Raw genomic sequence first — 21,002 nt, 5'->3', positions numbered from 1 at the left:
ATAATGCTTTGAAAACTTTCATCGAAAGCCGGCAATTCAACCCTAGCCGACCTTTTCACAGGTGCCGAACGCGCTGAATCCCTTTATTATGTGCGTTCATGTTTGTCACCCACCGCACAGTGCAGCTCATACGCCTATGGCCATTCTGAACATCCTCGAATTCCCGGACCCGCGCCTTCGCACCATCGCCAAACCGGTGACGGAAGTGGACGACGCCATCCGCCAGTTGGTGGATGACATGTTCGAAACCATGTACGACGCCCCCGGCATCGGCCTGGCCGCTACCCAGGTCAACGTGCACAAGCGTGTGGTGGTCATGGACCTCAGTGAAGATCGCAGCGAGCCGCGGGTGTTCATCAACCCCGAGCTGGAAGAGCTGACCCAGGACATGGGCCAGTACCAGGAAGGCTGCCTGTCGGTCCCCGGGTTCTACGAGAACGTCGACCGTCCCCTGCAAGTCCGGGTCAAGGCCCTGGACCGCGACGGCAAACCCTACGAGCTGATCGCCGAAGGCCTGCTGGCCGTGTGCATCCAGCACGAGTGCGACCACCTCAACGGCAAGCTGTTCGTCGATTACCTGTCGACGCTCAAACGCGACCGCATCAAGAAGAAGCTGGAAAAGCAGCACCGCCAGCAAGCTTGATCCTCCTCATTCCTGAAGGCTTGCTCCGGCAAGCCTTTTTCTTTTAAGCGAGAACTGCATGCGCATCGTCTTCGCGGGCACCCCCGAGTTCGCCGCCGAACACCTCAAGGCCCTGCTGGCCAGCCAGCACGAAATCATTGCCGTCTATACCCAGCCGGACCGCCCGGCCGGGCGCGGACAGAAACTGATGCCGAGCCCGGTCAAGCAACTGGCTGTGGATAACGCTATCCCGGTGCTGCAACCGCCGACCCTGCGCAATGCCGACGCCCAGGCCGAACTGGCCGCACTGAAGCCCGACCTGATGGTGGTGGTGGCCTACGGCCTGATCCTGCCGCAGGTGGTGCTGGATATTCCCAGACACGGCTGCATCAACAGCCACGCCTCCTTGTTGCCGCGCTGGCGCGGCGCGGCGCCGATCCAGCGCGCGGTACAGGCGGGCGACGCCGAAAGCGGCGTGACCGTGATGCGCATGGAAGCCGGGCTGGATACCGGGCCGATGCTGCTCAAGGTGAGTACCCCGATCAGCCCCGAGGACACCGGCGGCAGCCTGCATGACCGCCTTGCCGAACTCGGCCCGCCCGCCGTACTGGAGGCCATTGCCGGGCTCGATGCCGGCACCCTGCAGGGCGAAGTGCAGGATGACGCCCTGGCCACTTATGCACACAAGCTGAACAAGGACGAAGCGCGCCTGGACTGGAGCCGTCCGGCCGACGAACTGGAACGCCTGGTCCGCGCCTTCAACCCTTGGCCGATCTGCCACAGCACCCTCGACGGCGAAACCCTGAAAGTGCTCGCCGCCAAGCCCGCCGAGGGCAAGGGCGCCCCGGGTGAAATCCTCTCCGCGAGCAAGGACGGCCTGATCGTCGCCTGCGGGCAAGGCGCGCTGCGCCTGACCCGCCTGCAATTGCCCGGTGGCAAGGCCCTGAACTTCAGCGATCTGTTCAACAGCCGCCGCGAGAAATTCGCCAGCGGCACGGTGCTCGGCCAATGAACCCGCGCCTGGCCGCCGCCCGCGCCCTGGCCGCCGTGCTCAGCGGCAAGGCCTCGCTGAACAGTTCGCTGCCGGCGCAACTGGACAAGGTCGAGGCCCGTGACCGCGGCCTGGTCCAGGACCTCGCCTTCGGCACCGCACGCTGGCAGCCGCGGTTGTCGGCACTGGCCGAGCGCCTGCTGCAGAAGCCGTTCAAGAGCGCCGACGCTGATGTGAATGCGCTGATGCTGGTCGGCCTGTACCAGCTGTTCTACACCCGCGTCCCGGAACATGCTGCCATCGGCGAAACCGTGGGCTGCGCCGACAAACTGAAGAAGCCGTGGGCCAAGGGCCTGCTCAATGCCGTGTTGCGCCGCGCACAACGCGAAGGGCAGGCCATCTTCGCCGAGCTGGAGCGCGACCCGGTGGTGCGCACCGCCCACCCGCGCTGGCTGCAGAAATCGCTCAAGGCCTTCTGGCCGGAGCAATGGGAAGCCATCTGCGCCGCCAACAACGCTCATCCGCCGATGATCCTGCGGGTCAACCGCCGCCACCACCACCGCGACGCCTACCTCGGCTTGCTGCGTGACGCCGGTATCGAAGCCGCGCCGTGCCGGTTCAGCAGCGACGGCATCGTCCTCGCCGAAGCCTGCGACGTGCGCAACCTGCCCGGTTTCGACCAGGGCTGGATCAGCGTGCAGGACGAAGCGGCGCAACTGGCCGCCGACCTGCTCGAACTGGCCCCCGGCCAACGGGTGCTGGACGCCTGCTGCGCCCCCGGCGGCAAGACCTGCCACCTGCTCGAAGCCGAAGAAAAACTGGCCGGTGTAGTCGCTATCGACCTCGAAGCCAAGCGCCTGACTCGCGTGCGCGAAAACCTCGACCGCCTCGGCCTCGACGCCCAGCTGATCGCCTGCGACGCCCGCGACACCGCCAGCTGGTGGGACGGCAAGGGCTTCCAGCGCATCCTGCTGGACGCGCCCTGCTCGGCTACCGGGGTGATCCGCCGTCACCCGGATATCAAGCTGACCCGCCAGGCCGACGATATCGCCGCCCTCGCCAGCCTCCAGGGCGAACTGCTCGATGCCCTGTGGCCGACCCTGGAAGTCGGCGGCATGCTGCTCTATGCCACCTGCTCGACCCTGCCCACGGAGAACACCGAGGTGATCGCGGCCTTCCTCGACCGCACCCCCGGTGCCCGCGAGCTGGACCTGGCTACCGACGCCGGCATCCGCCAGCCACACGGCCGCCAGCTGCTGGCCCAGGAAGGCGGGCACGACGGTTTCTACTACGCCAAGCTGATCAAGATCGCCGCCGCACGCGGTTAACAGAAAAGGGAAGGGAGCGGATGAAGATCATCATCCTCGGCGCGGGACAGGTCGGCGGCACGCTGGCCGAACACCTGGCCAGCGAAGCCAACGACATCACCGTGGTGGATACCGATGGCGACCGCCTGCGTGACCTGGGCGATCGCCTGGATATCCGCACCGTCCAGGGCCGCGGCTCGTTCCCGACCATCCTGCGCCAGGCCGGCGCCGACGACGCCGACATGCTGGTGGCGGTGACCAACAGCGACGAGACCAACATGGTCGCCTGCCAAGTCGCCTATACGTTGTTCCATACGCCGACCAAGATCGCCCGGGTTCGCGAATCGGCCTACCTGACCCGCGCCGGCCTGTTCGACAACGAAGCCATCCCGGTGGACGTGCTGATCAGCCCGGAGCAGGTGGTCACCCACTACATCAAGCGCCTGATCGAACACCCCGGCGCGTTGCAGGTGATCGACTTCGCCGAGGGCAAGGCCCAGCTGGTGGCGGTCAAGGCCTATTACGGCGGGCCGCTGGTGGGCCAGCAACTGCGCCAGATCCGCGCGCACATGCCCAATGTGGAAACCCGGGTGGCCGCGATCTTCCGACGCGACCGGCCGATCCTGCCGCAGGGCGATACGGTGATCGAGGCTGACGACGAGGTGTTCTTCATCGCCGCCAAGGCCGATATCCGTGCGGTCATGGGCGAACTGCGCCGCCTCGACGAAGGCAACAAGCGTGTGGTCATCGCTGGCGGCGGGCAGATCGGCGAACGCCTGGCCGAGGCCATCGAAAGCCGTTACCAGGTGAAGATCATCGAGATGAGCCCGGCACGTTGCCGCTACCTCTCGGACACCCTCGACAGCACCGTGGTGCTCCAGGGCAGCGCCTCGGACCGCGACCTGCTGCTGGAAGAGAACATCGCCGATGCCGACATCTTCCTGGCCCTGACCAACGACGACGAGGCCAACATCATGTCCTCGCTGCTGGCCAAACGCCTGGGCGCGCGCAAGGTGATGACCATCATCAACAACCCGGCCTACGTGGACCTGGTGCAGGGCGGCGAGATCGATATCGCCATCAGCCCGCAATTGGCGACCATCGGCACGCTGCTGACCCACGTGCGACGCGGCGATATCGTCAGCGTGCACTCGTTGCGCCGGGGAGCGGCGGAGGCCATCGAGGCGATCGCCCATGGTGACGCGAAGTCGAGCAAGGTGGTCGGCAAGGCCATCGAGGACATCAACCTGCCGCCGGGCACCACCATCGGCGCGATCATCCGTGACGAAGAAGTGCTGATCGCCCACGACGACACGGTGATCCGCACGGGCGACCACGTCATCCTGTTCGTCGTGGACAAGAAGTACATCCGTGACGTGGAAAAGCTGTTCCACGTTGGCCTGACCTTCTTCTAAGGAAAGACACCATGCGCGAATCGCTGGAAAAGATGCTGGCCAAGGGTGTGGATAACGCCCTGCTGCGCTTTGGCCTGGGCAAATCGTGGCTGGACGAGGGCAATGGCGCTGAGGCGGCAGTGCATCTGGCCCGGTGTGTCGAGATGGACCCGAAGTATTCGGCGGCGTGGAAACTGCTCGGCAAGGCGTGGCTGGCGACTGGGGATAACCTGGCGGCACGGGATGCCTGGGAGCGGGGCATCGCGGCGGCGCGGGCTCATGGGGACAAGCAGGCCGAGAAAGAGATGGTGGTGTTTCTCAGGAAACTGGATAAAGCCGGCAATTGAATTCACCGCGCCCCTGTGGGAGCGGGTTCACCCGCGATTGCGATGGTGAATCCACCGACGTCATCGCGGGTAAACCCGCTCCCACAGGGTCCGCGTACGCCCTCAATACCAGCGAGCCTCTCCCGCCGGCCGCTTCTTGAAGCGCTTCATGCTCCACATGTACTGGCTCGGATAGGCCCGTACATACTTTTCCACAACCTGGCTCATCGCCGCCGCCGAGGTCTCGGTGTCGGTGCTGTACATCGCCTCCGGCGCCGCTTCCAGAATCACCTTGAAACCACTGCCATCCGGCAAGCGCAGGGCATGCAGGAATACGCCCACCGCCTTGCCGCCGGCCAGCATGTTCGGCACGAACTTGCTGGTCAGCGCTTTGGTCCCGAGGAACGGCACGAAGATCCCTGCCGACTCGGCCGGCTCAGGGTCCGCCGGAATGCCTACCTGGCCGCCCTTGCGCACTTCCTTGATGATGCTGAGGATGCCTTCCTTGGTCGAAGGCGCTACGCGGTTGCCCAGTTGCACGCGCTGCTCGCGCAGCAAGTCATCCACAGCCTTCAACTTAGGCGGCCGGTAGAAAATGATCGGTTTGCACTGGCTGCAATAGAAGTGATTGAGCACCTCCCAGTTGCCCAGGTGGCTGGTGATACCCACCACGCCCTTGCCTGAAGCCAGAGCGTCCTTCAGCACGTCCAGGCCCTCGACCTCACGCACCAGGTCGATGGAACGCTGCGCCGGCCAGATCCAGGCGCAGGCGCTTTCGGTAAAGGACTTGCCTATATCCATCAGCGAACGGCCCACCAGCTTCTCGCGTTCGACCGGGTCCATCTCCGGGAAGCACTTGGCCAGGTTGATGCGCACCACCTCGCGCGAACTGTTCGGGACTTTCCACATGATCCAGCCGATGGCCGCACCGACGCGCTGCACGGCGCCCCAAGGCAGCTTGGCAAACAGTCGCAGCGCCCCGACCATCAAGGCGCCCTTGAATTTATCCACAGGCAGGTTCCTCCATACACAAGCCGGGCATTGTACCCGTCAGCGCAGCAGGGCGGCGTATCGATCGCAATCGGTGGTGTGGTCCATGACCATGCCGGTTGCCTGCATGAAGGCGTAGCAGATGGTCGGGCCGACGAACGTGAAGCCGGCTTTCTGCAGGGCCTTGCTCATGGCCTTGGCTTCATCGGTAACCGCCGGCACCTCGCCACGCCCGACGAAGTGATTGATCTTCGGCTGCCCGCCGACGAACGACCAGAGCAGCGCCGCCGGGTCTTCCAGCGCCAGCCAGGCGCGGGCGTTGCGCCGTGCGGCATTGAGCTTGAGGCGGTTGCGGATGATGCCGGGATCAAGCATGCGCTCCTCGATTTCCTCATCGGTCATTTCGGCCAGTCGATGCGGATCGAAGCCGAACATCACCTGGCGATAACGCTCGCGTTTCTTCAACACGGTGATCCAGGAAAGACCGGCCTGGAACCCTTCGAGCAACAGCATTTCGAACAGTTGCCCCGCGTCGCGCTGCGGCGTGCCCCATTCGTGGTCGTGATAAGCCTGGTACAGCGGATCGTCGGTACACCAAAAGCAACGAGGCATAAAGCACCATGGGTAGAGGCAGGGGCGAATCGGGTTATACTCCCGCTCTTTATATTCGCAGCCCTAGAAACAGGTGAATTTCGTGAGCCAGCCTACGCCAGCCGTGCGTACCTTCCAAGACTTGATCCTCGCGCTCCAGCAGTACTGGGCCGAGCAAGGTTGTGTGGTGCTTCAGCCCTACGATATGGAAGTGGGCGCCGGCACTTTTCATACCGCCACGTTTCTGCGCGCCGTAGGCCCTGAGACCTGGAACGCCGCCTATGTCCAGCCAAGCCGTCGCCCGGGCGATGGTCGCTACGGCGAAAACCCCAACCGCCTGCAGCATTACTACCAGTTCCAGGTGGTCCTGAAGCCGAACCCGGCGAACTTCCAGGAGCTGTACCTGGGCTCGCTGAAAGCCATCGGCCTCGACCCGCTGGTCCACGACATCCGTTTCGTCGAAGACAACTGGGAATCGCCGACCCTCGGCGCCTGGGGCCTGGGCTGGGAAATCTGGCTCAACGGCATGGAAGTCACCCAGTTCACCTACTTCCAGCAGGTTGGCGGCATCGAGTGCCTGCCGGTCACCGGCGAAATCACCTACGGTCTCGAGCGCCTGGCCATGTACCTGCAGGGCGTCGATTCGGTGTATGACCTGGTCTGGACCGACGGCCCGTTCGGCAAGGTCACCTACGGCGACGTGTTCCACCAGAACGAAGTGGAGCAGTCGACCTACAACTTCGAGCACGCCAACGTCGAGAAGCTGTTCGAACTGTTCGACTTCTATGAAAGCGAAGCGAACCGCCTGATCGAGCTGGAGCTGCCGCTGCCGACCTACGAAATGGTCCTCAAGGCCTCGCACACCTTCAACCTGCTGGACGCCCGCCGCGCCATCTCGGTGACCGAGCGCCAGCGTTACATCCTGCGCGTGCGCACCCTGGCCCGGGCCGTGGCCCAGAGCTACCTGCAAGCCCGTGCCCGCCTCGGCTTCCCGATGGCAACCCCTGAATTGCGTGATGAAGTGTTGGCCAAGCTGGAGGCTGCGGAATGAGTGCTCAAGATTTCCTGGTTGAACTGGGCACCGAAGAACTGCCACCGAAAGCCCTCGCCAGCCTCGGCGACGCATTCCTTGCCGGCATCGAGAAGGGCCTGCAGGCTGCCGGCCTGAACTACAGCGCCAAGCACGTCTATGCCGCACCCCGCCGCCTGGCCGTTCTGATCCGTGACCTGGACACCCAGCAGCCGGATCGCAGCATCAACGTCGACGGCCCGCCCCGTCAGGCTGCCTTCGACGCCGAAGGCAACCCGACCCAGGCCGCCCTGGGCTTCGCCAAGAAATGCGGTGTCGAGCTGTCCGAGATCGACCAGAGCGGCGCCAAGCTGCGCTTCTCCCAGCATATCCCGGGCAAGGCGACCGCCAGCCTGCTGCCGACCATCGTCGAGGATTCGCTGAACGACCTGCCGATTCCCAAGCGCATGCGCTGGGGTGCCCGCAAGGAAGAGTTCGTGCGTCCGACCCAGTGGCTGGTAATGCTGCTCGGCGACGACGTGGTCGATTGCACCATCCTCGCCCAGAAAGCCGGCCGTGAATCCCGTGGCCACCGCTTCCACCACCCGGAAAACGTGCGCATCTCCGCCCCGGCCAACTACCAGGAAGACCTGCGCAAGGCCTACGTCCTGGCTGATTTCAACGAGCGCCGCGAGCTGATCAGCAAGCGTACCGCCGAGCTGGCCATGCAGCAGGAAGGCACCGCCATCGTGCCGCCGGCGCTGCTGGACGAAGTGACTGCCCTGGTCGAATGGCCGGTGCCGCTGGTGTGCTCGTTCGAAGAGCGCTTCCTCGAAGTGCCGCAGGAAGCCCTGATCACCACCATGCAGGACAACCAGAAGTACTTCTGCCTGCTGGACGTCGACGGCAAGCTGCTGCCGCGCTTCATCACCGTGGCCAACATCGAGAGCCGCGATCCGAAGCAGATCATCGAAGGCAACGAGAAGGTCGTGCGTCCACGCCTGACCGACGCCGAGTTCTTCTTCAAGCAGGACAAGAAGCAGCCGCTGGAAAGCTTCAACGAGCGCCTGCAGAACGTGGTGTTCCAGGCCCAGCTGGGCAGCGTCTTCGACAAGGCCGAGCGCGTCGGCAAGCTGGCCGCGTTCATCGCCGGCAAGATCGGTGGCGATCCGCAGCGTGCTGCGCGTGCCGGCCTGCTGTCGAAGTGCGACCTGGCTACCGAAATGGTTGGCGAATTCCCCGAAATGCAGGGTGTCGCCGGCTATTACTACGCACTCAACGACGGCGAGCCGGAAGACGTCGCCCTGGCCCTGAACGAGCAGTACATGCCGCGCGGCGCCGGTGCCGAACTGCCGTCGACCCTGACCGGCGCAGCCGTGGCCATCGCCGACAAGCTCGATACCCTGGTCGGTATCTTCGGCATCGGCATGCTGCCAACCGGCTCCAAGGACCCGTACGCACTGCGTCGCGCGGCCCTGGGCGTGCTGCGCATCCTGATCGAGAAACAGCTCGACCTGGACCTGACCGACGCGGTGAACGTCGCCGTCGAGCAGTTCGGTGCCAAGGTCAAGGCCGCCGGCCTGGCCGAGCAGGTGCTGGAGTTCATCTTCGACCGCCTGCGTGCGCGTTATGAAGACGAAGGCATCGACGTCGCCACCTACCTGTCCGTGCGTGCCCTGAAGCCGGGCTCCGCCCTGGACTTCGACCAGCGCGTGCAGGCCGTCCAGGCCTTCCGCAAGTTGCCGGAGGCCGAGGCACTGGCCGCGGTGAACAAGCGCGTATCGAACCTGCTGAGCAAGTTCGAAGGCACCATCGCCAGCACTGTCGAGCCGAAGTACTTCGACAACGCCAACGAGTTCTCGCTGTACTCGGCGATCCAGCAGGCCGACCAGGCCGTGCAGCCGATGGCCGCCTCGCGCCAGTACGCCGAATCGCTGGCACGCCTGGCCGCCCTGCGCGAGCCTGTGGATGCGTTCTTCGAAGCGGTGATGGTCAATGCCGAGGACGCCAGCGTGCGGGCCAACCGTTATGCCCTGCTCAGCCGCCTGCGCGGTCTGTTCCTGGGCGTGGCCGATATCTCGCTGCTGGGGTAAGCCTTGAAACTGCTGATTCTCGATCGTGACGGGGTGATCAACCAGGACTCCGACGCCTACATCAAGTCGCTGGACGAGTGGATCCCGATCCCCGGCTCGATCGAGGCCATCGCGCAGTTGAGCAAGGCCGGCTGGACGGTGGCGGTCGCCACCAACCAGTCCGGCATCGCTCGTGGCTATTACCCGCTGTCGACCCTCGACGCCATGCACGCCCGCCTGCGCGAGCTGGTGGCCGGTCTTGGTGGCGAGGTCGGCCTGATCGTCCACTGCCCACACGGGCCGGATGACGGCTGCGATTGCCGCAAACCCAAGCCCGGCATGCTGCGCGAGATTGCCGCACATTACCGGGTCGAGCTGACCGGCGTGTGGTTCGTCGGCGACAGCAAGGGTGACCTGGAGGCCGCGCTGACCGTCGATGCACAACCGGTCCTGGTGCGTACCGGCAAAGGCGAGAAGACCCTCGCCAAAGGCGTACCACCGGATACACTGGTCTTCGACGACCTGGCCGCCATCGCCAGAACACTTATCCACACCTGACGCGCCGGCCCTTGCGGGCGCGTTCTTACTTCGAGCGGGCACGCCCGCAACGGTACACGCTGCTATGTCGATCCTGCAGGCGATCAGAATTTTCCTGTTCTATGTGCTGCTGGGGACCAGTTCGCTGCTCTGGTGCTCGCTGAGCTTCTTTGTCGCACCGTTCATGTCGTTCCCGGTGCGCTATCGCTTCATCAATGTCTACTGGTGCCGCTTCGCGCTGGTGCTGGTACGTGTATTCCTCGGTATCAAGGTCAAGGTGACCGGCGCCGAGAACATCCCCGAGCGGCCTTGTGTGATCGTGTCCAATCACCAAAGCACCTGGGAGACGTTCTTCCTTTCTGCCTATTTCCAACCCTTGAGCCAGGTGCTCAAGCGCGAATTGCTGTTCGTGCCGTTCTTCGGCTGGGCCATGGCCATGCTGCGGCCTATCGCCATCGACCGGGACAACCCGAAGGTCGCGCTGAAACAGGTCGCGAGCAAGGGCGACGAGCTGCTCAAGCAGAATGTCTGGGTGCTGATCTTCCCGGAAGGCACCCGCGTGCCTTTCGGTCAGGTCGGCAAGTTCTCCCGCAGTGGCGCAGCCTTGGCAGTGAACGCCAACCTGCCGGTGCTGCCAATTGCTCATAACGCCGGCAAGTTCTGGCCGAAAGAGGGTTGGGGCAAGCGTTCCGGCACCATCGAGGTGGTTATCGGCCAGCCGATGTGGGCCGAGGGCTCCGGCCCGCGGGCCATCGCAGAGCTGAACGACCGCGCTGCAGCGTGGAACGAGCAGACCCAGCGCGACCTGGGTTCGCTGCCGCCACAAGCCACCACCAGCGAAACTGCCTCGGTGGCCTGAGGCGATCTGTGGATAACTTGTTGACAATATTTGGATGACCCGTGAAAAACGAATGCAACTTGCTGATATTCATACATATTTCTGGGTATGAAGGTTTCATGTAAATCGTGCATAAGTTTTTTCGCGGAATTAAAAAACCGGCTTTTAAGCCGGTTTTTTTGTGCATGTGATCAGCTCAGATCTTGTCGATATCCACATCCCGGGTTTCTTTCAGGCAGAACAGACCTACCACCAGGCTGACCCCGGTAATCAGTACCGGATACCACAGTCCGTAGAAGATATCCCCGGTGTATACCACCAGGGCGAAGGATACGGTTGGCAGGAATCCGCCGAACCAGCCATTGCCGATGTGATAGGGCAGGGACATCGACGTATAGCGGATGCGGGTCGGGAACAGCTCGACCATCACCGCCGCCAGCGGGCCGTAGGTCATGGTGGCGATCAGGATCATCACCACGATCAGCAGGACCACCATCGGCTGGTTGACGTTGGCAGCCTCGGCCTTGGCCGGGTAGCCGGCCTTGTCGATGGCGGCACGCAGGGCTGCTTCGTCGAAGCCGTCGATGCGCTGCTCGCCAACGGTCACCGCCACGGCACTGCCGGCTGGCAGGGCTTGCGAGCTGTAGGGAAGGCCCTGCTTGACCAGGAAGGTCTTCACCTTGTCGCACGGGCTGTCGAAGCGTGCCTTACCCACAGGGTCGAACTGGAACGTGCAACCGGCCGGATCTGCGAGTACCACGATAGGCGCCTGGCGGCTGGCGGCGTCGATCTGCGGATTGGCGTAATGACTCAGGGCCTTGAACAGCGGGAAGTACAGGACGGTAGCCAGCAGCAGGCCAATCATCAGGATCGGCTTGCGCCCCACGCGGTCCGACAGCCAACCGAAGAAGACGAAGAACGGCGCGCCGATCACCACGCTGATGATCAACAGCGAGTTGGCCTGGGCCGGGTCCATCTTGAGCATCTGGGTCATGAAGAACAGCACGTAGAACTGGGCGGTGTAGAAGGTCACGGCCTGTCCGGCGTTGATGCTGAACAGCGCGGTCAGTACCACCTTCAGGTTCGGCCAGGAGGTGAACGACTCGCGGATCGGTGATTTGCTCACCTTGCCCTGGGCCTTCATTTTCACGAAGGCAGGCGATTCGTGCATGCTCATGCGGATCCAGGTAGAGATCGCCAGCAGCACGATGGAAAGCAGGAATGGCAAGCGCCAGCCCCAGGTTTCGAACTGGTCGCCACTGATATACCGACTGCCTAGTACCACGATCAGCGAAAGCAGCAGGCCGAGCGTGGCGGTGGACTGGATGAACCCGGTATGGAAACCGCGCTTGCCGGGTGGCGCGTGCTCGGCCACATAGGTAGCCGCGCCGCCGTATTCACCCCCCAGCGCCAGGCCCTGGAGCATGCGCAGCACTACCAGGATGATTGGCGCAGCGATGCCGATGCTGGCATAGGTGGGTAGCAGGCCGACAGCGAAGGTCGACAGGCCCATGAGCACAATGGTCACCAGGAAGGTGTACTTGCGCCCGATCATGTCACCGAGGCGACCGAATACCAGGGCACCGAAAGGCCTGACCAGGAAGCCTGCGGCAAAGGCCATCAGCGCGAAGATGAACGCCGTGGTGTCGTTGACCCCGGCGAAGAATTGCTTGCTGATAACCGCGGCCAGGGCCCCGTAGAGAAAAAAGTCATACCACTCGAAAACCGTCCCGAGGGATGACGCGAAAATGATCTTGCGCTCTTCGCGACGGCTGTTGGCCGTCGTGGTTGCGCCCTGTTGCTGGAGGGTGTCCGACATCGTGCTGTCCTCGGCCCCGTCGTTGGGGGCACAGTGATTATTGTTGTTGTCCACTGTCGACACCGGTCGACTGCTGCCGGTGTCACTCTTGCGCGCCGCCCGGGCAAGGCTCAGGGCGTCGTTATCGTTGCTCGGTCACTACGCTTGCCGGCGGCCTCATGGCCCTGGCGAATCAGTTGCGCGGCCTTCTCCGCGATCATCAATGTGGGGGAACAGGTGTTGCCGGACACTATGTTCGGCATGATCGAGGCATCGGCGACCCGCAGGCCGGGTACTCCATGCACTCGCAATTGTGCGTCCACCACATCCAGCGGACCGCTGCCCATGCGGCAGGTTCCGGCCGGGTGGAAGATCGTGGTGCCGATCTGGCAGGCGGCCTTTTGCAGTTCTTCTTCGCTATCCAGCGCTGCGCCCGGCAGGTATTCCCTGGGCGAGAAGGGCGCCAGGGCAGGGGAAGCGACGATGGCGCGGGTCAGGCGGATGGCTTGGGCGGCAACCTTGAGGTCTTCGGCTGCGCTGAGGTAGTTGGGGTCGATCATCGGCGCCACGGACGGATCGGCGGAGCGGATATCCACACGCCCGCGGCTGACCGGGCGCAGGTTGCACACCGAGGCGGTGAACGCGGCGAAGCGGTGCAGCGGTTCCCCGAAGCGGTCCAGTGACAGCGGCTGGACGTGATACTGCAGGTTGGCCGAGGTCTGCTCCGGACCACTGCGCACGAAGGCCCCCAATTGACTCGGCGCCATCGCCAGTGGTCCGCTGCGGTCATAGAGATAACGCAGGCCCATGCCCATCTTGCCGAACAGGCTGTTGGCAACCTGGTTGAGGGTGCGCACGTTATCCACCTGGTAGATCAGGCGCAGTTGCAGATGGTCCTGGAGATTACCGCCGACGCCCGGCAGTTCGTGCTGTACGCCGATGCCCAGGCGTTCGAGCAACGGCCGCGGACCGATGCCGGAGCGCTGCAGGATGCCCGGTGATCCTACGGAGCCGGCGCACAGCAGTATCTCGCGACGGGCGCGGAAATCCTGCCACTGGCCCTCCCGACGTCCCCGTACCGCCGCCGCACGACCGTTCTCGAGGAGCACCCGATCGACTTCGACACCGGTGAGCACGTCGAGGTTGGGACGGTCAGCGACAGGACGCAGGAAGGCTTTGGACGCGTTCCAGCGTACGCCGGATTTCTGGTTGACCTGGAAGTATCCACAACCCTGGTTATCGCCACCGTTGAAGTCATCGACGCTGGCAATACCCTGCTGGGCCGCAGCCTCGCGAAAGGCGTCGAGGATCGGCCAGGAATAACGCTGCCGTTCCACCCGCCACTCGCCTTCGCTGCCATGTATGTCCGAAGCGCCAGCAAAGTGCTTTTCGCTGGTCTTGAACAGCGGCAGCACATCCTTCCACGCCCAGCCTGGGTTGCCTTCCTCTGCCCAACGATCGTAATCGCCGGCCTGACCGCGCATATAGATCATGCCGTTGATCGACGAACAGCCACCCAGGACCTTGCCCCTCGGATAGCCAAGGCTGCGCCCGGCAAGGCCAGGCTGGTTCTCGGTCTTGAAGCACCAGTCGGTGCGGGGATTGCCGATGCAGTAGAGGTAGCCCACCGGAATATGAATCCAGGGGTAGTTGTCGCGACCTCCCGCTTCAAGCAGGGCGACACGGCAACCGGGATCGGCGGAAAGCCGGTTGGCCAGCAGGCAGCCAGCCGGGCCGGCGCCGACAATGACGTAGTCGTAGGACAGTTCGGCTGATGGCATTTCAAACCTCTCGCCTGATTTTTATCCTTGTCTTGCCTCAGTGTTGTTGATTACTTTCGAGTTGAAAACGAGAGATTTCACTCAACCGTTGTGCGTTTTAGCACAGCGCCAACGAGGCCAGCGATGAATGGGACCAACATGTTCGACTGGAATGATCTGCGGTTTTTTCTCGAACTCCAGCGCAGCGGCCGCCTGCTGACCGCCGCCAAGCGCCTCAACACCACCCACAGTACCGTGGCCCGGCATATCGAGAATATCGAGCAGAGTTTGGGCACGGCGCTGTTCGTCCAGCATGCCCAGGGCTATGAACTGACCCCATCCGGGCAGGCTCTGCTCAAGCATGCGGAGGCGATGGAGAACGTTGCGCTGCTGGCGCAGGAGGAGATCACCCAGGCAATCACGCCGCTCGGCAAGATTCGCCTGGGGGTCACCGAAGGCATCGGTATCGTATTCTTCACTCCACGACTGAGCGGGTTGTTCGAACGTTATCCGGGCCTGGAGGTAGAGCTGGTGGCGGTGCCACGCTTCGTCAGCATCATCAACCGCGAGGCGGAAATCAGCATTCACCTTGAGCGGCCCAACGCCGATCTGCTGATCACCCGCAAGCTCACCGACTATCGCCTGGCGCTCTATGCCAGCCGCGAGTACCTGGCCCGGGCGCCCGCCCTCAACAGCCGCGAGGACCTCGCTCGGCACAGCTGGATCGGCTATGTCGATGACCTGCTGTTCAGCCAGGAATTGCTGTTCCTGCACAGCTTCTGCCGGGCGCCGAACGTGGTGTTCCGCAGCACCAGTGTGATCGCCCAGCAGCATGCTGCTCGGGCGGGGTTGGGTATTGCGGTGTTGCCTAACTACATGGCCCGGCACGACCCTGGACTGGTGCGCATCCTGCCCAGCGAAACCATCCAGCGCAGCTACTGGATCAGTACCCGCCGCGAGCTGCACAAGTCCGTACGCCTGCGGGTGGTCTGGGATTACTTGCTGGCGCTGTGTGCCGAGGAGCAGGGCGAGCTATTGGCCGAATAGGATGTAACGATGCGAAAGCGTATCTACAGAACGTTGATCGGGATCTTCAGGTAGCTGACGCCGTTTTCCTCGGGTTCGGGAAACTGGCCGCAGCGCATGTTGATCTGTACCGAAGGCAACATCAGTACGGGCATCTCGAGAGTGGCATCACGGGCCTGTCGCATGGCGACGAAATCATCCTCGCTGATGCCATCACGAATATGGATGTTGCTGGCGCGTTGCTCGGCGACCGTGGTCATGTAGCGCAATTCGCGGCCACCGGGCAGATAGTCGTGGCACATGAACAGCCGGGTATGGGCGGGAAGGGCAAGAATGCGCTGGATGGAGCGGAACAGGGTACGCGCATCGGCACCGGGGAAGTCGCAGCGGGCAGTGCCGTAGTCGGGCATGAACAGGGTGTCACCGACGAAAGCCACCGTCTCGTCTCCGGCTTCGACCAGGTAGGTCATGCAGGCTTGGGTATGACCGGGCGTATGCAGTGCTCGCGCCCTCAAGCCACCGATGGTGAATGTACTGTCGTCGCCGAACAGCACATCGAACTGGCTACCGTCCCTGGCGAAACCGGGACCGGCATTGAACAGGGCACCGAAGGTTTTCTGCACTTGGGTGATATTGCTACCGATAGCCAACTGTCCGCCCAGCGCCTGTTTAAGGTAGGCCGCTGCCGATAGGTGATCGGCATGGACGTGAGTTTCAAGAATCCACTGCACGCTGGCGCCGAGTTCGCGAACCCGGTCGATCAGCCTATCGGCACTATGGGTATCGGTGCGTCCAGACTTGGGATCGTAGTCGAGAACACTGTCAATCAGCGCGCAGTGTCGGGTTTCGTCATCCATCACCAGGTAGCTGATGGTCCAGGTCGCACTGTCGAACAGTGCCTCCACATACAGGTTGCCGCCGATGATCATCGTCCTTTCTCCAGATACATCCCATTCAAGGGACCTGGGCGTAAGCGATGTTCCACGTGGAACAGGTTAAATTTCCTGGCACAAACGAAGAAGGCCAACCCAGTGGGTTGGCCTTCTTCGTTACTTTGCCGATCTATCCCCGACTATCAGAAGTCTAGGTTAGCCACCGACAGCGCGTTGCTTTCGATGAACTCGCGACGAGGTTCCACCGCATCGCCCATCAGGGTGTTGAAGATCTGATCGGCAGCGATCGCGTCTTCGATGGTGACCTTGAGCATGCGACGCACGGCCGGGTCCATGGTGGTTTCCCACAGCTGGTCCGGGTTCATCTCGCCAAGACCTTTGTATCGCTGGATGGTGTGGCGCTTGGTGCTTTCGGCCATCAACCAGTCCAGACCTTCCTTGAACTCGTTGATCGCTTTCTTGCGCTCACCGCGCTGCACGTAGGCGCCTTCTTCCAGCAACGACGCCAGCTGAGCACCGAGCGCGGTGACAGTGCGGTAATCGTTGCTGCCGAAGAAGTCACGGTTGAAGGTGACATAGCTGGCCAGGCCATGGGAGGTGATTTCCACTTCCGGCAACCAGATATTGCGCTCACGGTCTTCACGCAGGCTGGTCTTGTACAGCAGACCAGACTTCTCGACGCCGTTCAGGCGCTCCTGGAACTTGTCCAGCCACTCCTGCATCGCGGCCTGGTTGGACAGCTGCTCCACGGAAACCGCCGGCAGGTACAGGAAGTGCTCGGTCAGCTCCTGTGGATAAAGGCGCGACAGGCGCTTCAGGGTTTTCATCACGCCACGGAATTCATTGACCAAGGCTTCCAGCGCCGGGCCGGAAATCGCCGGGGCAGACTCGTTCAGGTACAGGGCAGCGTCCTCGAGGGCCGACTGGGTCATGTATTCTTCCATGGCCTCGTCGTCCTTGATGTACTGTTCCTGCTTGCCCTTCTTGACCTTGTACAGCGGCGGCTGGGCGATGTAGATGTAGCCGCGCTCGACCAGCTCAGGCAACTGACGGAAGAAGAAGGTCAGCAGCAGGGTACGGATGTGCGAACCGTCGACGTCAGCATCGGTCATGATGATGATGTTGTGATAGCGCAGCTTCTCGATGTTGTACTCTTCGCGCCCGATACCGCAGCCGAGGGCGGTGATCAGGGTGCCGACTTCCTGCGAGGAGATCATCTTGTCGAAACGGGCCTTCTCGACGTTGAGGATCTTGCCTTTCAACGGCAGGATGGCCTGGGTCTTGCGGTTACGACCCTGCTTGGCCGATCCACCCGCGGAGTCACCCTCCACCAGGTAGAGTTCGGAAAGGGCAGGGTCCTTCTCCTGGCAATCCGCCAGTTTGCCCGGCAGGCCGGCGATATCCAGTGCACCTTTGCGGCGGGTCATTTCACGGGCTTTGCGCGCCGCTTCACGGGCACGGGCAGCGTCGATCATCTTGCCAACAACGGCCTTGGCTTCGTTCGGGTTTTCCAGGAGGAAGTCGGAGAAGTACTTGCCCATCTCCTGTTCCACGGCAGTCTTCACTTCCGAGGAAACCAGCTTGTCCTTGGTTTGCGAACTGAACTTCGGATCCGGCACCTTGACCGAGATGATCGCGGTCAGACCTTCACGGGCATCGTCACCGGTAGTCGCGACCTTGTTCTTCTTGGCCAGACCTTCCTGCTCGATGTAGTTGTTCAGGTTACGGGTCAGGGCGGAGCGGAAGCCAACCAGGTGGGTACCGCCGTCGCGCTGCGGAATGTTGTTGGTAAAGCACAGCAGGTTTTCGTTGAAGCTATCGTTCCACTGCAGGGCGATCTCGACACCTACACCATCTTCACGCTGGACGCTGAAGTGGAAAACCTGGTTCACCGGAGTCTTGTTGGTGTTCAGGTATTCAACGAATGCACGCAGGCCACCTTCATAACGGAAGAACTCTTCCTTGCCTGCACGCTCGTCCTTCAGCTGGATACCGACGCCGGAGTTCAGGAAGGAAAGTTCACGAATCCGCTTGGCCAGGATGTCCCAGCTGAAGTGGATGTTCTTGAAGGTTTCAGCCGAAGGCTTGAAGTGAATCTGGGTACCAGTGGTTTCACTTTCGCCAACAATTTTCATCGGCGCTTGTGGAACACCGTGAACGTAGACCTGCTCCCAGATCTTGCCGCTGCGGCGAACGGTCAGGGTCAGTTCTTCGGAGAGGGCGTTTACTACCGAGACACCCACGCCGTGCAGACCACCGGAAACCTTGTAGGAGTTGTCGTCGAACTTACCGCCGGCGTGGAGAACGGTCATGATGACCTCTGCCGCGGAGACCCCTTCCTCTTTATGCACATCGACCGGAATGCCGCGACCGTTGTCGCGCACGGTGATGGATTCGTCAGGGTGAATGATTACGGTGATGTCGTCGCAATGGCCGGCGAGGGCTTCGTCGATCGAGTTGTCGACCACCTCGAACACCATGTGGTGCAGGCCGCTACCATCATCGGTGTCGCCAATGTACATACCGGGACGTTTGCGTACGGCATCAAGCCCTTTCAGCACCTTGATGCTGGAGGAGTCGTACGTTTGATTTTCGCTCATGCCTTCACTCCCGATGGTCGTGGGTCTGGGTGATACGGCCCTGTTCCACGTGGAACAAAGCAACCGGCGTATCCGTCTGCCAGCCTTCCCTCAGTAATTCGTGATCTACACAGGTGATAAACACCTGGCAGCGTAAGTCTTCCAGCAAGCGGCACAGCGCACGACGGTGTTGCTCATCCAGCTCGGACGGCAAGTCATCCACCAGGTAAATACACTGACCGCGGCGCGCCTGGCTGACCAGGTGTCCTTGGGCGATACGCAACGCGCAAACCACCAACTTCTGCTGGCCACGGGACAGAATGTCCGCAGCATTGTTCGCACCCAGCCGGAGGCGTAAATCTGCGCGTTGCGGACCAGCCTGGGTATGCCCCATCTGCTGGTCACGTTGAAGAGAGGCCGCGAGCACGTCGATAAGCTCCCGGTCCTTGTCCCAGCCTCGGTAATAGCTGAGGGTAAGCCCCTCCAGCTCCAGCAATTCGCTGAGGATCTGCTCGAAGACAGGCTTCAACGCTTTGATGTAATTACGGCGATATTCGTCGATTTCAGCACTGGCCAGGGACAATTCACGGTCCCAGGCCGCTTGCGAAACGGCGTCAAGTGTACCATGCCGGAGCCAGGAGTTTCGCTGCCGCAGCGCCTTCTGCAGTCTTTGCCAAGTTCCCATAAAGCGGGGTTCCACGTGGAACACTCCCCAATCGAGGAACTGGCGACGGATCTTCGGCGCACCTTCAAGCAGGCGGAAACTATCTGGATTGATCAGCTGCAACGGCAGGATTTCTGCAAGTTGCGCGGTACCACGGGCATTCTGCCCGTCGATACGGATGGTGAAATCTCCCTGGCGTTCTCGGGATACACCAAGATTGCTCGATGCGCCGTCTCCTAGTGCCACCTGGCCAAAAACCGTACAGACGGCTTCTTCATACTGGATGACAGGGTTCAGTCGGGTGCTACGGAATGAACGAGCCAGCCCCAACAGGTGAATGGCCTCCAGCACGCTGGTTTTACCACTGCCATTGGCACCGTAGAGGATGTTGATACGCGGGGAGGGTGAGAAGGTCACCGGGTGCAGGTTACGCACCGCGGTGACAGAGACACGACTGAGGGACATCTAGGATTGTCTGGAAAGATTACAGACGCATCGGCATGACGACATAGGAGGAGTCATCATTGTCCGCTTCCTGCAGCAGCGCGCTGCTGTTGGAGTCGGACAGGATCAGACGAACCTGCTCGGTAGTCATTACACCCAGCACGTCCAGCAGATAGCTGACGTTGAAGCCGATTTCCAGCGAAGCGCCGTTGTAGTCAACGCTGATCTCTTCTTCCGCTTCTTCCTGCTCAGGGTTGTTTGCCTGGATTTTCAACTGGCCAGCGGCCAGCTGCAGACGGATGCCACGGTACTTCTCGTTGGACAGGATCGCGGTGCGGCTGAAAGCCTCACGCAATGCCTGGCGGTCGCCCAGCACCAGTTTGTCGCCGCCTTTCGGCAGAACACGCTCGTAATCAGGGAACTTGCCGTCCACCAGTTTCGAGGTAAAGGTGAACTCACCGGTAGTGGCGCGAATGTGATGCTGACCCAGGACGATGCTGACAGTGCCATCCGGCTCGGTGAGCAGGCGTGCCAGCTCGAGGATACCTTTGCGCGGCACGATCACCTGGTGACGGTCGGCCTGACCGATGTCGGCGCTCATCGAGCACATGGCCAGACGGTGGCCGTCAGTGGCAACTGCACGCAGGGTACCTGTGGATACTTCCAGCAGCATGCCGTTGAGGTAGTAGCGCACGTCCTGCTGGGCCATGGCGAAGCTGGTGCGTTCGATCAGGCGACGCAGGCGGCTTTGCTCCAGGGTGCAGGTCAGCGAGCCCGGACCTTCTTCCACGGTCGGGAAGTCGTTGGCTGGCAGTGTCGAAAGAGTAAAGCGGCTACGACCGGCCTTGACCAGCAGCTTCTGCTCGTCGACCTTGATATCGATCAGCGCATCGTTCGGCAGGCTTTTGCAGATATCCATCAGCTTGCGCGCAGGTACGGTGATCTCGCCAGGCTCGGCCGGCTCTTCCAGCTGGACGCGACCGACCAGTTCGACTTCGAGGTCGGTACCGGTCAGTGACAACTGCTGACCCTGGACCACCAGCAGTACGTTGGACAGTACCGGCAAGGTCTGGCGGCGCTCGACGACGCCTGCGACCAGTTGCAGGGGTTTCAACAGGGCTTCGCGTTGAATGGTGAAATGCATGGTCTAGTCCCTTGCCT

General features: G+C 62.1%; 18 protein-coding genes. 10 read left to right on the top strand and 8 right to left on the bottom strand.

Annotation, left to right across the window (positions count from 1 at the left end; all coding sequences use genetic code 11):
• The first annotated feature begins 136 nt into the window (after positions 1-136).
• From def to ACKLLE_RS16020, 5 genes are read left to right on the top strand one after another with little or no spacing between them, the layout of a single operon-like run.
• Entirely contained in the window at positions 137-643 is a 507-nt protein-coding gene (gene def / locus ACKLLE_RS16040; RefSeq protein ID WP_009401839.1) for a peptide deformylase, read from the top strand.
• 58 nt (positions 644-701) lie between these two features.
• Positions 702-1,634, top strand: coding sequence for a methionyl-tRNA formyltransferase (fmt, locus tag ACKLLE_RS16035; RefSeq protein ID WP_420058501.1), 933 nt, complete (start codon positions 702-704; stop codon positions 1,632-1,634).
• A complete protein-coding gene (rsmB, locus tag ACKLLE_RS16030; protein WP_420058500.1) occupies positions 1,631-2,941 on the top strand; it encodes a 16S rRNA (cytosine(967)-C(5))-methyltransferase RsmB in 1,311 nt (436 codons plus the stop codon). The genes fmt and rsmB overlap by 4 nt, the downstream gene beginning before the upstream one ends.
• 20 nt (positions 2,942-2,961) lie before the next feature.
• A complete protein-coding gene (trkA, locus tag ACKLLE_RS16025) occupies positions 2,962-4,335 on the top strand; it encodes a Trk system potassium transporter TrkA (protein WP_064302146.1) in 1,374 nt (457 codons plus the stop codon).
• An 11-nt stretch (positions 4,336-4,346) separates the two neighbouring features.
• A complete protein-coding gene (locus ACKLLE_RS16020; protein ID WP_420058499.1) occupies positions 4,347-4,661 on the top strand; it encodes a tetratricopeptide repeat protein in 315 nt (104 codons plus the stop codon).
• Between the two features lie 102 nt (positions 4,662-4,763).
• Here the strand turns inward: ACKLLE_RS16020 and ACKLLE_RS16015 are convergent, their stop codons facing one another.
• A complete protein-coding gene (locus ACKLLE_RS16015) occupies positions 4,764-5,651 on the bottom strand; it encodes a lysophospholipid acyltransferase (RefSeq protein WP_009401847.1) in 888 nt (295 codons plus the stop codon).
• 39 nt (positions 5,652-5,690) lie between these two features.
• The gene (locus ACKLLE_RS16010) at positions 5,691-6,242 is read right to left on the bottom strand and encodes a DNA-3-methyladenine glycosylase I (protein ID WP_009401849.1); all 552 of its coding nucleotides are present in this window, start codon (positions 6,240-6,242) and stop codon (positions 5,691-5,693) included.
• Between the two features lie 82 nt (positions 6,243-6,324).
• On the opposite strand from ACKLLE_RS16010, the gene glyQ reads away from it, so the two are divergent.
• The 4 genes from glyQ to ACKLLE_RS15990 all read left to right on the top strand — a co-directional run bounded on the left by glyQ (position 6,325) and on the right by ACKLLE_RS15990 (position 10,698).
• On the top strand, positions 6,325-7,272 hold the full coding sequence (glyQ, locus tag ACKLLE_RS16005; RefSeq protein WP_009401850.1) for a glycine--tRNA ligase subunit alpha: 948 nt from the start codon (positions 6,325-6,327) through the stop codon (positions 7,270-7,272).
• The gene (gene glyS / locus ACKLLE_RS16000; RefSeq protein WP_420058498.1) at positions 7,269-9,323 is read left to right on the top strand and encodes a glycine--tRNA ligase subunit beta; all 2,055 of its coding nucleotides are present in this window, start codon (positions 7,269-7,271) and stop codon (positions 9,321-9,323) included. The genes glyQ and glyS overlap by 4 nt, the downstream gene beginning before the upstream one ends.
• A gap of 3 nt (positions 9,324-9,326) precedes the next feature.
• Positions 9,327-9,860: a D-glycero-beta-D-manno-heptose 1,7-bisphosphate 7-phosphatase gene (gene gmhB, locus ACKLLE_RS15995; RefSeq protein ID WP_420058497.1), complete on the top strand. Its 534-nt coding sequence runs from the start codon at positions 9,327-9,329 to the stop codon at positions 9,858-9,860.
• 64 nt (positions 9,861-9,924) lie between these two features.
• Complete coding sequence (locus ACKLLE_RS15990; protein WP_009401853.1) at positions 9,925-10,698, top strand: lysophospholipid acyltransferase family protein; 774 nt, start codon at positions 9,925-9,927, stop codon at positions 10,696-10,698.
• A 175-nt stretch (positions 10,699-10,873) separates the two neighbouring features.
• Here ACKLLE_RS15990 and ACKLLE_RS15985 read toward each other — a convergent pair whose 3' ends face one another.
• Together ACKLLE_RS15985 and ACKLLE_RS15980 are read right to left on the bottom strand one after the other, a co-directional pair.
• Positions 10,874-12,496, bottom strand: coding sequence for an MFS transporter (locus ACKLLE_RS15985; protein ID WP_279899639.1), 1,623 nt, complete (start codon positions 12,494-12,496; stop codon positions 10,874-10,876).
• A 110-nt stretch (positions 12,497-12,606) separates the two neighbouring features.
• Positions 12,607-14,256: a GMC family oxidoreductase gene (locus tag ACKLLE_RS15980; protein WP_420058496.1), complete on the bottom strand. Its 1,650-nt coding sequence runs from the start codon at positions 14,254-14,256 to the stop codon at positions 12,607-12,609.
• Positions 14,257-14,394: 138 nt separating this feature from the next.
• Between ACKLLE_RS15980 and ACKLLE_RS15975 the strand changes: the two genes are divergently transcribed.
• Positions 14,395-15,282 carry a LysR family transcriptional regulator gene (locus ACKLLE_RS15975; RefSeq protein WP_064302223.1) on the top strand — a complete coding sequence of 296 codons (888 nt, stop codon included), beginning with the start codon at positions 14,395-14,397 and terminating at the stop codon, positions 15,280-15,282.
• A 23-nt stretch (positions 15,283-15,305) separates the two neighbouring features.
• Here ACKLLE_RS15975 and ACKLLE_RS15970 read toward each other — a convergent pair whose 3' ends face one another.
• The 4 genes from ACKLLE_RS15970 to dnaN form a co-directional block, all read right to left on the bottom strand.
• The gene (locus tag ACKLLE_RS15970; protein ID WP_420058495.1) at positions 15,306-16,190 is read right to left on the bottom strand and encodes an MBL fold metallo-hydrolase; all 885 of its coding nucleotides are present in this window, start codon (positions 16,188-16,190) and stop codon (positions 15,306-15,308) included.
• Positions 16,191-16,336: 146 nt separating this feature from the next.
• Positions 16,337-18,754 carry a DNA topoisomerase (ATP-hydrolyzing) subunit B gene (gyrB, locus tag ACKLLE_RS15965; RefSeq protein WP_064302152.1) on the bottom strand — a complete coding sequence of 806 codons (2,418 nt, stop codon included), beginning with the start codon at positions 18,752-18,754 and terminating at the stop codon, positions 16,337-16,339.
• Between the two features lie 4 nt (positions 18,755-18,758).
• A complete protein-coding gene (recF, locus tag ACKLLE_RS15960) occupies positions 18,759-19,862 on the bottom strand; it encodes a DNA replication/repair protein RecF (protein WP_009402562.1) in 1,104 nt (367 codons plus the stop codon).
• A gap of 19 nt (positions 19,863-19,881) precedes the next feature.
• Positions 19,882-20,985: a DNA polymerase III subunit beta gene (gene dnaN, locus ACKLLE_RS15955; RefSeq protein WP_075804316.1), complete on the bottom strand. Its 1,104-nt coding sequence runs from the start codon at positions 20,983-20,985 to the stop codon at positions 19,882-19,884.
• Positions 20,986-21,002 lie beyond the last annotated feature (17 nt).

It is taken from the genome of Pseudomonas bharatica (genome assembly GCF_048586865.1).
GTDB lineage: Bacteria > Pseudomonadota > Gammaproteobacteria > Pseudomonadales > Pseudomonadaceae > Aquipseudomonas > Aquipseudomonas bharatica.
This window is presented reverse-complemented; position numbering and strand designations above follow the sequence as displayed.